Below are 18,660 nucleotides of genomic sequence, written 5' to 3' on the forward strand. Positions count from 1 at the left end.
TTCTGTCAGGCCGGTCTGACCCGATCAAAGATGCTGAGCGAGAGTACATGCTTGGGCGGCGATGATTTTTCGGAAGAATTGATCAGTATATTCGATCAATATCGGTGTAAAAGTCGGGTATCGTGAATAACAACCCATTTTCGCGGAGCGCTCCGGTATGTTTCTGGATTTCGAGGAACTGACTCTGAAAGTCGGTGAGCAGAAGATTTTTGTTCGTCACGGGGGCGACCCTGGCAATCCGGGTCTTTTGTTGTTGCACGGCTATCCGCAGACATCGGCCATGTGGCATGCGGTTGCCCCGCAGCTCACAGATCAGTTCCATGTCATCTGTCCTGACCTTCGCGGATATGGTCGGTCGTCCAAACCCGCCTCAGATGATCGGCATATGCCCTATTCGAAACGCGAAATGGCAAAGGACATGGTCTCAGTCATGTCTCAGATGGGGCATGAGTCGTTTCTGGTCGGTGCCCATGATCGCGGTGCGCGCGTTACTCATCGAATGGCTCTGGATCATCCGCAGAATGTCCAGGCGATGGTCTTGTTGGACATCGCGCCGACGCGTGAAATGTATCGCGACACCTCAAAGGAATTCGCCACCGCCTATTGGCACTGGTTCTTTCTGATTCAGAAACACCCTATCCCGGAACAGATCATCGGCAATGATCCCGCGCAGTTCTGGAAACTGAAGTGCTTCAATCAAGCCAAGGGCGAAAACCCTTTTATCGCTTCAGCCCTCGACGAATACATCGCCGCCTTCAGCACACCCGAGGGCGTGCACGCCTCGTGCGAGGACTACCGCGCTGCGGCGACCATCGACATCGAACATGACGATCAGGACGACGGGGGGAAGGTCGAACAACCGCTGATGGTCCTATGGGCCAAGCGTGGGGTGATCGAGACCTGCTTTGATGCGAAGGCGCTCTGGCAGGAGCGAGCGCTCCGGGTCGAGGGCGAGGCCGTCGACGCCACGCACTACATGGCCGAAGAGATCCCGGACGAAATAGCCAGCCGAATGCGCGCATTTTTCCTGCGCCAGATCGAACAGAAGGATGCTGCCGAATGAGCAGGACGCTTTACGACAAACTGGTGGACGCACATAAGGTCTGCGATCTGCCGGACGGCGACATGCTGATCTATGTCGATTTCCACATCATGAATGAATACACCAGCCCGCAGGCCTTTTCCGGGCTGGATCAGAAAGGGCTTTCCGTTTGGCGGCCCGAGGCTCATCTGTCGGTAGTCGATCACGTGAATGCCACACGGCAGCGCGATCCGCATGATGCAGCGTCTAAGCTGCTGATCGACAATCTGGAGGCCAATTGCAAAAAGCACAACATCGCCTTCTACGGCCTGGGCGACCGCCGCCAGGGGATCGAACATGTTGTTGTCCCTGAACAAGGGCTTGTCGCACCGGGGATGTTGATCGCCTGCGGCGACAGTCATACCACCACGTACGGGGCCTTCGGAGCGCTCGGTTTTGGCATCGGTACGTCCGAGGTTGAACATGTGCTGGCAACGCAAACCCTGCGCTATAAGCGGCTGAAGACCATGCTGGTCAATATCGATGGCGATCTCGCCCCCGGTGCGACCGCCAAGGATATCATCATGAAGGTGGTTCAGGTGGTCGGCGCGGGCGGCGCCAATGGCTATGCCGTCGAGTTCTCCGGGTCGGCCATCCGCTCACAGGAAATGTCCGGGCGGATGACGATTTGCAATATGGCGGTCGAGTTGGGAGGACGGGCCGCCTTGATTGGAGCCGACGAAAAGGCGCTTGAGAAAATAAAGGCACGCGCGCATAGCGGCACGCTGGATTTTGGTGGTCTGGAGTGGAACTCGGACCCCGGCGCAGAGTATGATACGGTGTTCGAGATCAACGCCGCCGATATTGCCCCGATTGTCAGTTGGGGCACCAGCCCGGATCAGTCGGTTCCTGTCGACGGCTCAGTCCCAGCTGAGACCGAGGGGATGACGCCCAAGGCTCGCGAAGCGCTAAACCGGGCTCTGGGCTATATGGGCTTGAAAGCGGGTCAGGCGATGACCGATATCGAAATCGACAGCGCCTTTATCGGATCTTGCACCAACAGCCGCATCGAGGATCTGCGCGCTGCAGCCTCAATCCTGAAAGGAAAAAAGGTCGCAGGATCGGTCAATGCCATCGTTGTGCCCGGTTCGACCTATACTCGCCTGCAGGCCGAGTCTGAGGGGATCGACCGGGTGTTTAAGGAAGCAGGCTTTGACTGGCGCCCTGAAAGCGGCTGTTCGATGTGCCTTGCGATGAATGACGATATTGCCATGGATGGCGAACGGATTGCGTCCTCGACCAACCGCAATTTCGAAGGTCGGCAGGGCCGCGGGGCTCGCACCCACTTGATGAGCCCGGAGATGGTGGCCGCCGCCGCCATTCATGGCCGTATCGCGGATGTCCGTGAGTTTCTGAGCGAAGGAGCGGAATAAGATGCCAAAAACTGTTCACGGGCTGGCCGCCGCCCTGCCGCTTGCCAATGTCGATACCGATGTGATCATGCCTAAACGCTTTCTGATAACGATCACACGCGAAGGGCTGGCGGATGGCACATTCGCCGATCTGCGCTTTCACGACGATGAAACGCCGCGAGCGGATTTTGTGCTGAACACCCATCCCTGGCACGAGGCCAGAATACTGGTTGTCGGCGATAATTTCGGCTGCGGCTCCAGCCGGGAACACGCGGTTTGGGGACTGGTTCAACTGGGTATTCGGGGCATCATCGGCACAAGCTTTGCGGGCATTTTCTACGACAATGCGCGCAAGAATGGCCTTGCCTTGCCCATTGTCAGTCCCGAGGTGCGAGATCAGTTGATGCTAGCGGCGTCCCATGAGGATGGTGCTAACTATACGATTGATGTCGAAAACCGGGTCATCAAACACGGAGAGGCAGAGCTGCCATTTGAAATGGATGACGCGACACAGACCGCCCATCTTGAGGGCCGCGACGACACCTTGAACTCGCTGGAATTCGCGGACGCGATCCGGAAATTTGAGAGCAGGTTAGGTGAACGGCAACGGGTGCGTGTCATACAGTAGTTAGGACAAGTTGACTTGGAACTTCGCCAACTTCAGTGCTTTGTGGCAGTCGCCGAAGAACTGCATTTTCGAAAGGCAGGCGAACGCCTCGGCCTTAGTCAGCCAGCCTTGTCCGACCGAATTTCCGCCTTGGAGCACGAGTTGGGCTTTGCTCTGTTCTTTCGGACAACCCGGCAGGTTAGCCTAACGCAAGCGGGGTCCGAATTCCTGCGCGACACCAAACGGATACTGGCGGATATCGACAAATCTGTTTCCAAAGCCCGACACACAGCCGACAGTGGGCTGAAGACTTTGCGGGTTAGCGGCGTTGACGAGGCGATCTCGATGCTGTTGCCTCCTGCGCTGATGGAATTCCGAAAACGGCAACCTTCAGTGCATGTGGACATTCTGGAAATTTCGTCTTCGGACCACCATACGCAAGAGCTTGCAAATCACCGCACCGACATCGCGTTTGTCCGCCAGCCTCCTGAAGACGAGTTTCTGAAGGCAGATCTTTTGTACCAGCAGGGTGCCGTCGTGGTCTTGCCTTCCGCGTCGGAACTTGCAGGTCGGGAATCGCTGTCAGCGGCGGATATTAGGGATCACCCGATTATTGGGTTTCCCAAACATGCCCGCCCGATCCTTCACGACCTGCTCTGGAGCAGCTATCGAGCCCATGGGTGGCAACCGGACATCGCCTGCGAAGTCATAGACAAGTCCACCATGCTGCAGCTGGTGGCGCACGGGGTTGGCATCGGGCTGGCACCTGCATGGATCCGCGCTCTTGCTCCCCCGCAATTGAGTTGCATTCCGTATCAAACGGACGGCCAGAGCATCGAACTCTACGTCGCGCGACGGGCGGCGGGAAACTCGAAAATGGTGGACGAGTTCGTGGATGTAGTCAAAGACGTATCTTCGCGACTGTACACCGCCGGGACGTGTCAGTGACAAGAGCCCAACGTTGTCTGGGCCCATGCAGAGAAGTTGTGCGAAACCGTGATGCGGACCAGCTGTTATCTGGCCAATTGTTCGAAACCAGGTACATGACCTTTAGCGATCATCGGGATAGGACGTCGCGAAGGGCTGTTTGGAACCCATCACGATTTCATGCGACTAACTCGTTAGCGTCGCTTTCCATTGCGGCGCTTCCACCGCTTCAATCGTCAGCTCAATACAAAGCTGACGCACGGCTTCAAAGGCAAAAGTCGCCGGACGATCACTTAATTCTCCAATAAAGAGCGTGCGATTGAGTTTTGGCTTGATAATCGGACGCGTCGTCAATGTGCCCGCGTCAATGTGTTCTTTCAGGATAAACTCGGTACCCACGATGCAACCGATGCCAGACAGAAGGGATCCGCTGATTGCGGAGATCGAGTTTATTTGGAACTGCGCGTTCTCTTCGATCCGCCTGAGTAGGGAAGGGTCGTCCATCACAGCTCGGGTGTACAGGCCTTGGCGAAGAATTATCAACGGTAAGTCCAGCAGTGCCTCAAAACTGATTGCATCGGTTCCACCGATAACATCTGGCCGACCCACCAGAACCAACTCCTCTTCCAAGACCGGTTGGAACCTGAAACGCGCGTCAGGAAGTTGGTTGTAGGTTAGGGTCAAATCGACCTCCGAAGACGCAAGCTGTTGGGCGGTAGACCCGGAAAAGATCTCAGAAAGATGCAGGCGTAGGTTCGGATAGTCTTGTGAAACACGCTGTACCAGAGGCACGCCAATAGCTTTGACAGCCGAATGCGCAAAGCCAACCGAAATCTCACCCGCGACCTCATTCTCAGTTTCTCGGATATCGGTGCTGGCGGCTTGCATGGATCGCAGGATCGCACGCGCGTGTTCATATAATCGAGCACCAGATGCTGTCGGCCGCACGCCCCTTGGCAATCTCTCAAATAGCTGCGTACCAAGTTCGGCTTCGAGATTGGACAGATGCCTGCTTAATGCAGACACAGCGACCCTTTCCCGATCAGCAGCACGAGCCAACGCGCCTTCCTCAAAGATCGCAGCAAAGTATCGGAGTTGCCTGCTGTCCATGCTTTCTCAATATCAGAAAGCAGCCTTATTAACATTGAAATATTGCAAAGCATTCCGATCGGGTAGCTTTGGTTAACGCAAGTCCAACCGGAGCATACATGGTGTCAGACGATTTCAGGCCTTTGCGGGGCATCCGCGTCGTTGAAATGACCCACATGATTATGGGGCCAAGTTGCGGCCAGATCCTTGCCTATCTTGGTGCTGACGTGATCAAGGTTGAGCCCCCTGCGGGGGACAAAACCCGGCACCTGACCGGAATGGGGCGGGGGTTCTTCCCAAGTTTCAATCGCGGCAAGCGTTCAATTACCTTAGATTTAAAGTCCGAGGCCGGAACGTCGGCGCTGGATCAGCTTCTGGCAACCGCCGATATTTTCGTTGAGAACTTCCGCGACCAGTCACTTGCCAAGATGGGATTTGCGCCCTCCGCGTTGCGAGGTAAGTACCCCAATTTGATCATCGCATCCTGCAAGGGCTTCCTGCATGGCCCCTATCAGGACCGAACGGCAATGGACGAGGTCGTTCAGATGATGACCGGAATGGCCTATATGACTGGCCCAACGGGTCGTCCCTTGCGCATTGGCTCTTCTGCAAATGACATCATGGGTGGGGTCTTCGGCGCTCTTGCAGTTCTCGGCGCGTTGTTGGAGCGGCAAGAATCCGGAGAGGGTCGGACGATACGCATTGGCCTGTTCGAGAATTGCCTGATGCTTGTCATGCAACACATGGTGCAATTCGATCTGGACGGACACGAACCGGCCCCTATGCCCGAGCGGGAATTTTCCTGGCCGGTCTACGACATCTTCGACACGCGGGACAATCGTCAGATCTTTGTGGGTGCTGTCACTGAGGGCCATTGGCAAATATTGTGCAAAGCAATCAGCTTAGAGCATTTGCTGGAGGATAACCGGCTTCAGACAAAGATGGGCCAGATCGAAGCGCGGAACTGGACACTTCCCCTTTTTGCAGAAGCAATCGGCAAACGCGATTTTCCTGAACTGATCGAGATTTTTGAAGCTTCGGGCATTCCCTTTTCGCCTATCAATCGTCCCGCCGATATGTATCAGGATCCACATGTCCTGCGCCCCGGCGGTCTGCAACTCTCACACGACGCTGGTGGGCAGGTGTTCCGGGCTCCGGGTTTGCCCATCGAAGTTGATGGCGGGATTCCACATCCGGTTTCACTCAATGTCGCAGATGTCGGCGATGACACTGACACCGTGCTTTCAGAGCTTGGCCTGTCACCTTCGGAAATATCGGCTGCAAGTGGCGCGGCGGATAGGAATTCAACGTGACTCGCCTGTCAGAAATATACCCACCCGACAGGGTCGTATTGCGGGAAGTCGGATTGCGCGACGGTCTGCAGATGGTCCAACGATATCCCTCAACGGCAGCGAAGGCCGAATGGTTGCGCCGTGAAAGAGCCGCGGGTGTTCGGCACTTTGAGATTGGCTCTTTCCTTCCGGCAAAAGCTATGCCGCAATTCGCTGATGTTCGGGACATCAGCGACATTTGCCGCAGCCTTAACGTCCATTCGGCAGCGCTTGCCTTGAATGATCGCGGCGCGACGGACGCGGTTCAAACTCCGGTCGGCGAAATCGTCACAGTGGTCTCGTCGACCGAGGAACATAGCCAGGCAAACGCACGTCGTACACGTGAGGAAGCAATTGCTCTGGTTGGTAAAACCGTTGAACTGGCAAGAGGCTCAGAAACATCACCTTTGGTACAGGTCGGCATCGCCATGGCGTTCGGTTGCTCGATTGCTGGCAAAGTCGACCCGGACGATGTGGTGCGCATCGCGGCCGCATGCTCGGAGGCGGGTGTGGACATGATCGGTCTTGCAGACACAGTCGGATTTGCGGGTCCAGATCAGGTGCAAGACCTTGTTGAACGTGTGAAAAACGAACTGGGCGACGTTGCGCTGAGCATTCACCTGCACGACACAAGGGGAATGGGGATCGCCAATGCGTCTGCCGCCCTCGACGCTGGCATCCGGGTGATCGATGGCTCGCTGGCGGGGCTCGGGGGCTGCCCCTTTGCCCCAGGCGCAACAGGGAACGTGGTATTCGAGGACCTTGTATATCTCTGTGAACGCAAAGGTTTTGCAACCGGCATCGACTTGGAAAAGCTGATGTCTGTGCGAGAGGTCGCCGCGTCTGAAATGCCTGACGAACAGCTCTTCGGTGCGTTGTCACGAGCCGGAGCACCGCGTCACATCAACTGGCGCGCCCGATAAACAACAAGATGACAGAGTGGAGGAGAACATGAACATTTTCAGAACTGCCACGGCAGCGCTACTGGCCGCAACGACCCTAAGCAGCGCGGCCTATGCCGAAGCAACCGAGATGCGCTGCAGCCACCAGTTGCCACCTGCGCACCATATCGCAAAGGTCATCGACCAATGGGCCGAAGAGATTGAGACCCTGTCGAACGGAGAAATCGACGTTCAAATCTTTGGTGCCAACAGCCTTGTAGGCGCGCGTGAGAACATTGCATCGGTGGCCAAAGGCAACATTGAATGCGCGTTCTCGATCAACCCGCAATGGGGTAAAACCCTGCCGATCATGAACGTGACACTGAAGCCTTATGCCGTCACTGATCCGGAGACGCTTGCCGCTTGGCCGGATAGCGAAGCGGCTGCGTTTCTGGATCAGAAGCTGCTTGAAAAAGGTGTGCAGAACGCGGTCTGGCTGTTCACAACACGGATGACAGCTTTGACGTCGAAGGGATCGCCGCTGGTCAATCCGGAAGATTTCGAAGGTGTGAAGATAAGGGGCCTGAACCCGGTGGCGGATGAGGGGCTTGTCGCAATGGGGGCCGCGCCTTCAGCGATGTCTGGCTCGAAAGTGTACGAAGCGCTCTCAACTGGAGTGATCGATGCGGGCATGACCGATATCGCCGCCGCCTATTCGCGCAAATATTTTGAAGTCCAGGACCACGTGACGGTGGTCCCGCTGTTTAGTGTGTTCTTCCACGGCTACCTTAACCCGGCTTGGTTTGATGGTCTGACGGATGCACAGAAGGCCGCAATAGCCGAGGCGGGAGCCAAAGCGGCAGAATGGGCAGTTGCCGCGTCCGAAGAAGCATCTGCCGCTGCACCCGAGCAGCTGGCTGACAATGGCATGAAGGTGCATTTCCAGACGCCTGAGGAAGAAGCTGCCTGGAAAGAGTTAATGGTACCGGCTTTCGACAAATCGTTTGGCGACGCAACCGGTGAGGACGGCGTCAAACTGCTTGAGCTGGTCGGTCAAATTTCGAACTGACATGAAGCAGGATCATGAAATTGACACCTCTGAGGCCTTGCCGGTCTCAGGGGTGGAGCGCGCGGTGCGTCTGGTTACGCTATCTGGGGCAGGTATCGCCGCATTGCTGGTGCTCGTCGTATTCGGGGTCGTGAGCTACAGCGTCTTCATGCGCTATATCCTTGGCACACCAATTACTTTTTCCGATGAGCTCAACGGCTTTATCGTCGTGGCAATGGTTGCCCTCGGAGCGGGAGAGGTCCTTTTGCGCGGCGAACATTTCGGGGTCGACCTGCTGACTGAGCGTGCTGGTCCTCGAACTCAATGGTTGGTCGAGATTTGGGGGATGATAGGTGTGATCCTGGTCGCTGCGGCTATTCTCTACAGCGCGGTGATTATGGTGCAGTTCTCATACGATTTCGGTATTTATTCAGATGGATATCTGAGCGTCCAGATGTGGATTCCGCAAGGCTTTCTACTTATCGGCATGATCATTCTGATTCTTGCGGCGCTGGCTCGCATTTTCACGCTTCTGACGGTTCGCCGACTATGATGACGTTTTTGATTTTGGCCGGGCTGATTGTCCTCTTGCTCACCGGGATGCCAATCTTTGCCGGGCTTGGGCTGACCTCGCTGATCATAATGATGCTGACAGAAGGCAACGTGAACAGCGCGGCCGATACGGTTTTTGCCAAACTGAACAACGGCCTTTTGACGGCCATACCGATGTTTGCCTTCATGGCGCACGTGATGATCCGTGCTGGCGTGGTTAAGGATCTTTACGATGCAGCAAATGCGATTGTCGGCCATTTGCGTGGTGGTCTTGGGGTCGCCACGATCCTCTCCTGCACCATTTTCGCAGCCATTTCCGGTTCGTCTGTTGCCACGGCGCTTACTATTGGTTCGACGGCCATCCCGCAGATGAAGCGCTTCAACTACAGCCCGAGCTATTCATACGGTGTGATTGCAGCGGGCGGTACGCTCGGGATTTTAATCCCTCCCTCTGGACCTCTTATTCTCTATGCCATCGTAACCGAGGCTTCGATCGGAGCTCTTTTCCTGGCCGGGTTGGTGCCGGGTATCATGATGGCTGTCATTTTCGCGATCTGGGCGATGGTCAGCGCAGGGTTTGGGGGCGCAGTAGTTTCCCAACCATTTGCAGGCATGGGCGTGATCTGGGCACGTATGAGGCAATCGATCTGGGCCTTGTTGATGCCACCGGTGGTATTGGGCGGGATCTACCTCGGAATTTTTACGGCCACTGAAGCCGCTTCTATTGGCTGCCTATATGCTCTGTTCATCAGCGTAGTGGTTTACCGCAATTTCGGTCTGCACGACCTTTGGGTGACCGCGTTTGAGACAGTGCGCACAACGGCGATGCTGTTCATGATCCTCGCTTCTGCGGCGCTGTTTGGTCACGCCGTAACCATCATTCGCCTGCCCATCGAGATCGTCGAACAAGTGACGGCAATCGGCCTCAGCCCCGCCATGTTCGTCGTAGCCGTTATGCTGCTCATTCTGGTGCTGGGCATGTTTTTGGAGACCATATCGATCATCCTGATTACGACGCCAATCGTTTTTCCTGTCATGCTGGCATTGGGGATCGACCCGATATGGTACGGCATCCTGCTAATGATCAATCTCGAACTGGCGCTGATCACACCTCCTGTCGGGATGAACCTCTTCGTTATCAAAGGTATTGCGAAAGCCCCTTTGTCGGAGGTCATTCGCGGAGCCTTGCCCTATGCCGCGCTAATGCTACTGGGCCTGCTCCTGGTCTTTGCAATCCCACCTTTGTCCACGTGGCTTCCCGAGGCGGCGGGGTTCGGCGGCTAAGAAACGCGTTTTGGAAAGCCCTTGGGCACTACCCTCCCACGTCTCAACAGGATAGGACCCCGTGGTTGACACCCGTTCAGCGATGTTCGCAGTTTGTCATCGTATTATCAAACATCCAATGGTTGCGGAATCTGACGTTCGTTATGTCGCTCTCCGTCAACCGCAAATCGGACAACGCTGACCATTTCAGTGCTTGCTTCAAAGCTAGGTTTCGGAAATTGAATGCGAGACGCAACAATGTCCGGGCCTTATACTCTACCAATCTGGAAAACGTGTCGTGAAATAGCTCGGGAGCCGGACTGTAAACAGCCGCTGCAGCATGGATCTCAAGGAAATGCCCACTGTTATTTTTGCGGGGCTTCCATCCTCTGGAGAGTAGCCAATCGCTTGTCGTGTTTCGGTGATGTCCCAGCGCATACCTGGGTTATCTGACATTAGGTTCAGGGCTGCGAAGGAAATGTCCTTGGCATCTATTGCGGCGCGCATTCCGCCTAGAAAGTCCCGATCACTCAACCACATCTCCTGACCCCATCGGCCCATCGCCATATGTGTGCCGGGTTGGTTGTCGTGAGTCCATTGTGTCCAGCCGATGCGCAAGCAGATGACCGACAGTCCGTGATGCTCGGCGAAATAGGCCCCTGTCCGTTCACAGAACAGCTTTGACATGCCGTAGGCGTTTACTGGCCCTGGTGGTGCCGCGCTGTTGAGCACCTCATGCGTGAACCTTTTGTCGCCGTGAACCCAGTTGGAGCTGGCAAGAACCACGCGGCTGACGCCCATGGCTACCGCATGGTGATAGAGAGAAAGCGTTGCATCCATATTGTGTTTGATCGCGGAGGCCCAAGTGGCGGAGGGCTCTCGGTCTCCGGCAAGATGCACGATAACGTCCACTCCCTTTAGCAAACTGATCCAACTGCTGTCGTCGGACAGGTCTGCTGTGTGAATGTCGGGATGATCAACGGGACGGATGTCGATGCCAGAGACGGTGTAATCGGAGTCGCTTTCTAGCGCGTTGAAGAGTTTGCGGCCGAGATGCCCGCCTGCGCCTGTAATCAAGACATGCATGACAGGAACTCCTTGTTGTTTGTGAGCCCCAATCGCATTTGGGTTGCATCTTCATCCGTCAAGACGCGGAACGTCTGCCGAAAACTCAGCGTTTCATTCGGTGCGAGCTTGCGTGCCGGGGAGTGCCACTCCGCTTCGCAATAGGCGTAATCGGCTGAATTAAAGACCTCAAACGGATAGTCGTGTGCAAATTGATCGCTCTTTTGAGGTTCTGGTACTGAGCACATCAGCAAAGGGGTATCAGAGCCGCACCGTATCAATGTACGACCGTTGGGGTTCGGTAGCCCGACCTTGAATTCCTGCTGTCTGTTGCAATCCACGACAATGCCGTTGCCGTGCGTAGCTATCATCCCTTCGGCAGAGCCAAAAACAGGATAAAATGCAGGGTCTTCCAATTCGACACCGACCTTGGTGGGGGTGTTAAGCATCATGACTGACCAAATGCCGGTCAGGCGCGAGGAGGTCCCATGGTTGACCACGATGTGTTCTATTTCCCAGCTTTCCGCCGAGGTCAGCGTGATGCGGCGCGACACTGACAAGTGCGAGGTCGGGCATACTGCGCTGGTCATGTCGATACGAGTGCTGCTTCTTGAAGTGATCTGGTAAGCGCCGCTGTCCAACACGGGAAACGGAGCGCCGTTTACCCAGGATGCATCTGGGGCGATCCACGTCTTCTCGCCGCCCCAGAGCGGAAAACCAAATTGTGGAGAGCGTGTGGGCAGATAAGTAAGCCGCGTGTCATCGACCTCCAACCCGTCGAGATCTTTGTTTTGAAATAGGAGGGAGCGCCCCTGGAAATTCACATCCCATAAGCGGCCCCCGATGCCGGGCAGGAGTGTCAGCTGCAGATCGTTTTGCTGCAGGTGAAGAACGCTCCATCTGTCCGACATGTACCCCCTCCTATCGGTTTCCCGGAGCGATAGAATGCACCGGGACAATCCCTTAGGTGTGCTTGAACTGGACGACGTTTTCGGCAGTGATCGGCATAACCCCGGTTTCAACACGCTCTGGCAAAGGATTGATGCCAGCCGCCTTCCAATCGGGCAAGACCTTCAGCGCGTCAGTGTTCTGCCAATGCATCATGTGGAAGGCGAGAAAGATCTCCAGATAGGATTTCTGAGCCACAGCGCCGTGAATTGTGCCGTCTTCGATATAGGGAAGCATATCATCATTTCGGTCCATCGCGACGATCTTGATGTCCTTGCGTCCCGCCTCATTGACTGCAATTGCCGCGCCTTTGCCGCTGTCGCCGTCCGTGCCGCCAATGCCAACAATATCCGGGTTCGCCTGAATTGCCTGAAGGTAGGCTGTCGGCGCATAGGACGGGTCGGCCTTATCGTTGACGACGTCGACGACCTCGATATCCGGGTATTTCTCGGCAAAGATTTGTTTGTACCCTTCGACACGCTCCAATGTGGAAGGGGCAGGGAAAGTGCCGAGGATAACTTTGCCTTTCCCGCCAATCGCTTGCGCGAGCATTTCACCGCCGACACGTCCTGCCTGAACGCCGTTGATACCAAGGAATGTGGACCGGGGACTGTCGGGAATATCGCCAATACAACATGTGACCGGAATGCCCGCCTCGACCGCACGTTCGACGCCGGGGGCCAGAGTGGCTGGATCACCGGGGAAGATAAGGATGCCTGCGGGACGTCTTGCGATCAGTTCATCCAATTGGCGTGCTTGTGCGGCCGTGTCGAAATCCAACGGGCCGGTGAATGTTGCCTTGATGCCCATTAACTCCTCAAGGTCTTCCATCGCATTGCGATAGTCCACCCAGAACGGCACCTGCGTTACGATGGACAGGAACACATACTCTTTGCCGGCCGCTTGCGCCATGGCTTCTTTGGACAGCATGGGCAGTCCGAACGCTGCGGCCAATCCAGCGGTGGTACCCGCTGTCAGCAGCCTGCGCCGATTCACATTCAATTCAGTCATCGTAGTCTCCCTGTTTTGGATCTTTGGTTGTTGTTGGGTTTTGGAAAGCTTATGGATTAGCCCCGTTTGCTTCGGATCAGCATGTCCAAGGCCACCGCTGTAACGAGCACACCGCCGATGACGATCATCTGCCAGTAGATCGATACGGCCAGCATCGTCATAGTGTTGTTGATCAACGCGACAAAAACGACGCCGAGGAAAGCACCGAGAATAGTACCTTCGCCGCCGCGTAGGGATGCGCCACCGATGACCGCAGCCGCCAGAACCTGAAGTTCGATACCGTTGCCTGCCGTGGGCGTACCGCTCATCAGGCGGGAGGCCAGCAATACACCCGCCAAAGCAGCCAGAATACCGGTCAGTGCGTACAGAATGATACGTACGCGTGTGACATGGATGCCTGACAACATCGCGGCCTTTTCATTGGCGCCGATGAAATAGACCTGACGGAAAAAGCGCGTATGGCGGACGGCCAGGTCAAACAGAACGACGAGCAGAATGGTGAACAAGACGATTACCGGAAAGCCGCCTATGTCAGCTTTGCCGATCCAGGCAAATGATGCCGGCAGGCTTGAGACAGAAAAACCTTCGGTCAGGACAAGAGCGATGCCTCGCGCGATCGACATCGTGCCGAGGGTCGCGATAAGCGGATTGATCCCGAGGCCGGTCACGAGCAAACCGTTCACTACCCCGACAATTCCACCCAACACTAATCCGCATACCACAGCGAGCGGAATTGGCATGCCAGTCAAAAGCAGCATGGCTACGACGGTAGAAGACAAAGCCATAACCGATCCAACGGAAAGATCGAACCCGCCGGATGCAAGTAGGATCGCCATACCGATCACGATGATCGCGGTGGGGGCCATGCCCACGGCCACGGCTCGAAAGTTCGAGAAGCTAAGGAAGTAGGGATTAACGTTGGACATCACGATGATGATGGCGGCGATCAGAACGATCAGCGTCAGTTCACGAATATCGACAAAAGCTTGCAAAACACGGCGCAGCAGCGGACGCTTCATGGGCAAGTTGGCTTGAGCGGTCATGGTCACGTCGCGACTCCTGATTGATTGGATTGGGGCGCATCAACAATTGGGGCGGAATTTCCGGCGGCCATTTGAAGAAGCGTGGTTTCGGTTGCCTCAGCGGCTGCGATGTCTCCCATGAGGTGACCGTCGTGGACGACAAGGATGCGGGTCGAGAGAGAGACAAGTTCGGGAAAATCGGATGACACGACGAGGATGGCCATTCCCTCGGCTGCTCGACGCAAAAGTTCCGTGTGGATTTGGAATTTGGCTCCGACATCGACCCCTTTTGTGGGCTCCTCAATGATCAGAAGAGCTGGCGCGCGTTTGAGCCACTTGGCCAACATAATCTTTTGCTGATTGCCCCCTGAGAGATCACCAACAAGTTCGTTAATCCCGCTGGTTTTGACACTGAAGGCGTCAATGGCTGTTTGGCTGGCTGCTTTGATCGAGCCCGAACGCATGAACCCAGCAGACGCATGATCGGAAAGACTGGCCGCGATCAGGTTGTCGCTGAGTGATTGTTCCAGAAAGAGGCCTTCAGTCTTGCGTTCTTCGGGAACAAACCCGACCCCAGCACGCATCGCCTGCCGCAAGGACGCAAAGTTAACAGGCTTGCCGTGAAGTCTGATCTCCCCGGTCGCGCCATGCATCAGCCCGACAATCGATCGAACAATCTCGCTGCGGCGAGCGCCCATCAACCCCGCCATGCCTACAATCTCTCCGGCTTTAATGGAGAAGGAAATGTCTTCGAATTCACCTGGATGGGTTAGGTGTTGGACATGCAAAACCTCTTCGCCGTTAATTTTGCCTGACCGCGTGACATCACCGGGGTGAGCGCCGCCGATCATCTCGGCAACGACTTGTTCCTGAGAAGTTTCCGAAACCGGTAAAGTGCTGATGTGTCGCCCATCTCGCAAAACGGTAATGCGATCCGAGATCTGGAAAATCTCGGCCATATGGTGGCTGACATAGACGATGCCAATCCCTTTCTTTGTCAGGGACTTTAGGACTTCGAATAGTGCGTCTACTTCGTCGGGTGCCAATGCCGATGTCGGTTCATCCAGCAAAAGGACGCGGGAATTCAACGACAGCGCCTTGGCGATTTCAACAATCTGGCGGGAGCTGATCGGCAAATTTTCCACGGGTGTTGAGACGTCGATATCCAGACCGAATTCCGCCAGCAACGCCTGCGCACGGCGGCGTAGTTCAGGCCAGTCAACTACGCCAAACCGGGTGGGTACGCGCCCCGCGTAGATGTTTTCCGCGACAGAGAGCGCGCCAGCGAGGCTGAGCTCTTGGAAAACACAGCCGATGCCCAGGGATTGCGCGTGCGATGGGCTTTCGACTCGCTGTTCCTTGCCGTCGCACAGGATACGCCCAGCAGAGGGTTGGTGAAGCCCATAAAACAGGCCGAGACAGGTGGATTTTCCGGCGCCGTTTTCCCCACAAAGCGCGTGAACTTCGCCGGGTCTCAATTCAAAGTCGACGCCATCCAAAACAATGTTCGTGCCGAAGCTTTTGCCAACCCGATCCAGCTGGATCAGTGGTTGTGGCCCTGGTGATTCAGGTTTCACTGCTGGCGTCATACAAGCTTCCTCCCGCCTTTTGATTGGCATCTGATATCTCAGATGTCAACTGAAAAAGAAAAGACCGGGAGGTGCCCAAGAGAAAGGGGCGGCGCCGATTTGGCCCGCCCCCGTCACAACGAAGCTACGTTTTTGCTAGGATGCGGTCGCTCCTTCGAGGACGATGGCGGCGCTTTTGTAGGCTTGTCTGGTACGGTCAATATGCGCAGTGAGAAGAGATTTGATTTTGGCCATGTCGCCTTCGCGAACGGCAATAGCGATTTTCGAATGCTCATCGAAGGAGAGCTCAGTATGCTGTGGCAGCTTCGCCAAATGGGTCCGCAATGCGGCAATCTTACCAATGTAGCGTGTATAGCTGGCCGTCAGGTAATCGTTACCGGCATGTTCAAAAATTAACTGATGAAATGTGGTATCCAGTGAAAGGTAACCCTTTTCATTACCTCGCCTGCGTTCCTTCTCCATGTCCTTCACGACCCGCTGCATGTCGTCGGCAAGACCTTCCGGGTTCCGCAACAACGCAAGTTCAAAGGCGGCAGTTTCGATAGCCTGTCTGAAATCGCAGATCTGAGTCACTTCCGGCTCAGACAGCGAAAAAACGCGTGCGCCTTTTTGAGGCTCGATACTGACCAACCCTTCGTCACGTAATTGAGCGAGTGCTTCGCGGACTGGCGATTTCGATACGCCCAGCTCTTCGGAGATTTTTCGCTCCGACAAAACCTGACCCATTTTCAGGGAGCCATCGATAATACTATTCCGCAAATGTTCCAGTGCGAGTTCACGCAAAGACTTGGGTCTCTCAAGCGCCATCTGAGGATATCTCCAAAAAAAGGTGTTGCCAGATGCAAGATATCTGATACACCAGATTAGGCAAGCTGGTATATCAGATATCAGAATGTACTTAGGAGATCAAAAAGTGCGCGCAGAGTTGGTCGTCGATTGTAAGAACCAGCACGGGGAAGGGATTTTCTGGAATCCCGCCGATGGTCTTGTCTGGTGGACCGACATTGAAGGTTGTGCGCTTTGGTCATTTGATGCTGCAACGTCAGAAACTGCCTCTCATGAGATGCCGGAGCGTGTGTGTTGCTTCGCGCCGCGCGCGTCTGGCGGTCTGATTGTTGCTTATGCTGATCGAGTTGTCTTGTTCGATTCGCTCAATAGCGAGGAAACCCTCGTGGCACGATTCGAGCCGAACAATCCGGAGACACGGCTGAACGACGGGCGAACCGATCGCCAGGGGCGATTGATTGTTGGAGGCATGAACGAAGTTTCTGGTAAGGCCGATTCGTCAGTCATCCTCGTCGATAAAGACTTGAGTGTGCGGACGATTATCGAAGGAGTGTCTTGCGCCAATTCGACTTGCTTTACATCCGACGGTGAGACGATGTTCTTCGCGGATACTCCGGATCGGGAAATCGTCGCATTTGATTACGACACCCGCAATGGAACCGTTTCGAACCGTCGGCGGCACGCTTCTTTCAATGATGAGCCCGGCTTGCCTGATGGGTCCTGTGTCGATGCCGAAGGGGGCGTCTGGAACGCCGAATGGGAAGGCCATCGCGTTGTTCGCGTCGCACCTGATGGCACGATAGATCGCGTGATCGAGGTGCCGGTCTGGAAGCCAACCTGTTGCGCTTTCGGTGGCCCTGATCTCGACACGCTGTTCATCACGACCTCAAGGCTGATGAGTGACGAAGCAGCTTTAACAAAAGAACCGGAATCCGGCGGCCTCTTTGCTGTGAAACCCGGCGTTCGTGGCGTGATCGACGCGCCATTCAAAGGATAACTAACGAAATTCTGGAGGAGAAAACTATGTTGAAAACGCTTATGACCACTACGCTTGCCGCGGGGTTCGCCACGCTGGCAACGGTCGCTCTGGCGGAAAATTATCCAACACCGGTTCCACTTGAGGACGGCGCACAAGCGCCAATCGATGCAATAGAACCCAAGAACGATACGTTCCGGATCGCGTATATGCCGCCGGCGACCGAGTTCAACTACTACATCGCCATCGGTGAAGGCATCAAAGCGGTTGCTGCTGAGGCCGGGGTCGAAGTCTTCATGCTTGCGCCCCAGTCCGGTGCGGACATCAACGGCCAGATGGGTATGATCCAGGATGTGCTGACGCAGGATGTGGATGCGATCATCTTTGGTACACACGATGAATTTGCTGCCGCACCACTGCTTAAGCAGGCCGTCGACAAGGGCATGGCAGTTTTGATGATCAACTCGGACATCCCGAACTTCCCGACACCCATTCATGGCGTTGTCGGGTACTCTCAGCGGAACGGTACGCATGCTATCGCTGATTGGGCCATTGAGACTTATGGTGATCAACCGTTGAAAGTAGGCATCATCGAAGGGCAGCCTGGCTATCACTCGACCGAGCGGGTGGGCGGCTTCCTCGACGGTATCGAGGGCAACGAAAACTTCGACGTTGTGGTGTCTATTGACGGTAAATGGAACGTTGAAGGCGGCAACACAGCTGGCATGGATATCCTGCAGTCGAACCCCGATCTCGACATGATCTTTGCGGCGAACGACTACATGATCATCGGGGCATCTTTTGCGGCGAAAGCGCTTGGCCGCAGTGACATCGTCCTTTTGGGCAATGATGGCGACACGTCCGGCCTTGAAGAAATTGCGGCTGGCAACATCACGGCAACCGTCAACACCTCACCATTCCTGATGGGTAAGGCGGCTATGCACGCAACCATTGATGCGCTCAACGGGTCCTATCCTGGCGGCTGGATCGAAACGCCCACATCAATTGAAGACAAAGATGGTGCGATCAGCGTGCTGCAAGAGCCAGAAAAGCTCTTCCCGCAGCCGTCCAAAGAGTACTGAGTTTTCTCCCCGCTTCCCGGTGGCGCGTGCGCGTGCTGCCGGGTCGCAAA

General features: G+C 55.6%; 18 protein-coding genes. 11 read left to right on the forward strand and 7 right to left on the reverse strand.

Translation table 11 applies throughout. From position 1 onward, the window contains the following. Positions 1-157: 157 nt before the first annotated feature. Genes G7G_RS0100345 through G7G_RS0100360 form a run of 4 tightly spaced genes read left to right on the forward strand, consistent with a single transcriptional unit; the run spans position 158 to position 3,988 of the window. Positions 158-1,063, forward strand: a complete 906-nt coding sequence (locus G7G_RS0100345; protein WP_010437194.1) for an alpha/beta fold hydrolase — start codon at positions 158-160, stop codon at positions 1,061-1,063. Beyond that, positions 1,060-2,454, forward strand: a complete 1,395-nt coding sequence (gene leuC, locus G7G_RS0100350; RefSeq protein ID WP_010437196.1) for a 3-isopropylmalate dehydratase large subunit — start codon at positions 1,060-1,062, stop codon at positions 2,452-2,454. Before G7G_RS0100345 ends, leuC begins: the two co-directional genes overlap by 4 nt. Position 2,455: 1 nt before the next feature. Next, positions 2,456-3,061: a 3-isopropylmalate dehydratase small subunit gene (gene leuD / locus G7G_RS0100355; protein ID WP_010437210.1), complete on the forward strand. Its 606-nt coding sequence runs from the start codon at positions 2,456-2,458 to the stop codon at positions 3,059-3,061. 15 nt (positions 3,062-3,076) lie between these two features. Then, positions 3,077-3,988, forward strand: coding sequence for a LysR family transcriptional regulator (locus G7G_RS0100360; protein WP_010437211.1), 912 nt, complete (start codon positions 3,077-3,079; stop codon positions 3,986-3,988). Between the two features lie 165 nt (positions 3,989-4,153). On the opposite strand, the gene G7G_RS0100365 is transcribed toward G7G_RS0100360, so the two are convergent. Continuing rightward, entirely contained in the window at positions 4,154-5,077 is a 924-nt protein-coding gene (locus tag G7G_RS0100365; RefSeq protein WP_010437212.1) for a LysR family transcriptional regulator, read from the reverse strand. 98 nt (positions 5,078-5,175) lie between these two features. Between G7G_RS0100365 and G7G_RS0100370 the strand changes: the two genes are divergently transcribed. Genes G7G_RS0100370 through G7G_RS0100390 form a run of 5 tightly spaced genes read left to right on the forward strand, consistent with a single transcriptional unit; the run spans position 5,176 to position 10,152 of the window. Then, positions 5,176-6,369: a CaiB/BaiF CoA transferase family protein gene (locus tag G7G_RS0100370; RefSeq protein WP_010437213.1), complete on the forward strand. Its 1,194-nt coding sequence runs from the start codon at positions 5,176-5,178 to the stop codon at positions 6,367-6,369. Continuing rightward, positions 6,366-7,310: a hydroxymethylglutaryl-CoA lyase gene (locus G7G_RS0100375; RefSeq protein WP_010437214.1), complete on the forward strand. Its 945-nt coding sequence runs from the start codon at positions 6,366-6,368 to the stop codon at positions 7,308-7,310. Before G7G_RS0100370 ends, G7G_RS0100375 begins: the two co-directional genes overlap by 4 nt. A gap of 28 nt (positions 7,311-7,338) precedes the next feature. Beyond that, complete coding sequence (gene dctP, locus G7G_RS0100380; RefSeq protein WP_010437215.1) at positions 7,339-8,337, forward strand: TRAP transporter substrate-binding protein DctP; 999 nt, start codon at positions 7,339-7,341, stop codon at positions 8,335-8,337. 1 nt (position 8,338) lies between these two features. Further along, a complete protein-coding gene (locus G7G_RS0100385; RefSeq protein WP_037320495.1) occupies positions 8,339-8,869 on the forward strand; it encodes a TRAP transporter small permease in 531 nt (176 codons plus the stop codon). Continuing rightward, entirely contained in the window at positions 8,869-10,152 is a 1,284-nt protein-coding gene (locus tag G7G_RS0100390) for a TRAP transporter large permease (protein ID WP_202945027.1), read from the forward strand. The genes G7G_RS0100385 and G7G_RS0100390 overlap by 1 nt, the downstream gene beginning before the upstream one ends. Positions 10,153-10,407: 255 nt before the next feature. Here the strand turns inward: G7G_RS0100390 and G7G_RS0100395 are convergent, their stop codons facing one another. The 6 genes from G7G_RS0100395 to G7G_RS0100420 all read right to left on the reverse strand — a co-directional run bounded on the left by G7G_RS0100395 (position 10,408) and on the right by G7G_RS0100420 (position 16,573). Further along, a complete protein-coding gene (locus tag G7G_RS0100395) occupies positions 10,408-11,217 on the reverse strand; it encodes an NAD-dependent epimerase/dehydratase family protein (protein WP_010437225.1) in 810 nt (269 codons plus the stop codon). Then, the gene (locus tag G7G_RS0100400; RefSeq protein WP_010437234.1) at positions 11,205-12,107 is read right to left on the reverse strand and encodes a hypothetical protein; all 903 of its coding nucleotides are present in this window, start codon (positions 12,105-12,107) and stop codon (positions 11,205-11,207) included. Before G7G_RS0100400 ends, G7G_RS0100395 begins: the two co-directional genes overlap by 13 nt. A gap of 52 nt (positions 12,108-12,159) precedes the next feature. Further along, a complete protein-coding gene (locus tag G7G_RS0100405; protein ID WP_010437236.1) occupies positions 12,160-13,155 on the reverse strand; it encodes a substrate-binding domain-containing protein in 996 nt (331 codons plus the stop codon). Positions 13,156-13,211: 56 nt separating this feature from the next. Then, a complete protein-coding gene (locus tag G7G_RS0100410) occupies positions 13,212-14,198 on the reverse strand; it encodes an ABC transporter permease (protein WP_174818509.1) in 987 nt (328 codons plus the stop codon). 2 nt (positions 14,199-14,200) lie between these two features. Further along, entirely contained in the window at positions 14,201-15,766 is a 1,566-nt protein-coding gene (locus tag G7G_RS0100415; RefSeq protein WP_010437238.1) for a sugar ABC transporter ATP-binding protein, read from the reverse strand. A 135-nt stretch (positions 15,767-15,901) separates the two neighbouring features. Beyond that, positions 15,902-16,573, reverse strand: a complete 672-nt coding sequence (locus G7G_RS0100420) for a GntR family transcriptional regulator (RefSeq protein WP_010437239.1) — start codon at positions 16,571-16,573, stop codon at positions 15,902-15,904. 106 nt (positions 16,574-16,679) lie between these two features. Between G7G_RS0100420 and G7G_RS0100425 the strand changes: the two genes are divergently transcribed. Together G7G_RS0100425 and G7G_RS0100430 are read left to right on the forward strand one after the other, a co-directional pair. Further along, a complete protein-coding gene (locus G7G_RS0100425) occupies positions 16,680-17,549 on the forward strand; it encodes an SMP-30/gluconolactonase/LRE family protein (RefSeq protein WP_010437247.1) in 870 nt (289 codons plus the stop codon). 26 nt (positions 17,550-17,575) lie between these two features. After that, positions 17,576-18,610, forward strand: a complete 1,035-nt coding sequence (locus tag G7G_RS0100430; RefSeq protein ID WP_010437249.1) for a sugar ABC transporter substrate-binding protein — start codon at positions 17,576-17,578, stop codon at positions 18,608-18,610. Positions 18,611-18,660: the final 50 nt, after the last annotated feature.

Origin of the sequence: Ruegeria conchae (assembly GCF_000192475.1) — a bacterium.
Classification (GTDB): domain Bacteria; phylum Pseudomonadota; class Alphaproteobacteria; order Rhodobacterales; family Rhodobacteraceae; genus Ruegeria; species Ruegeria conchae.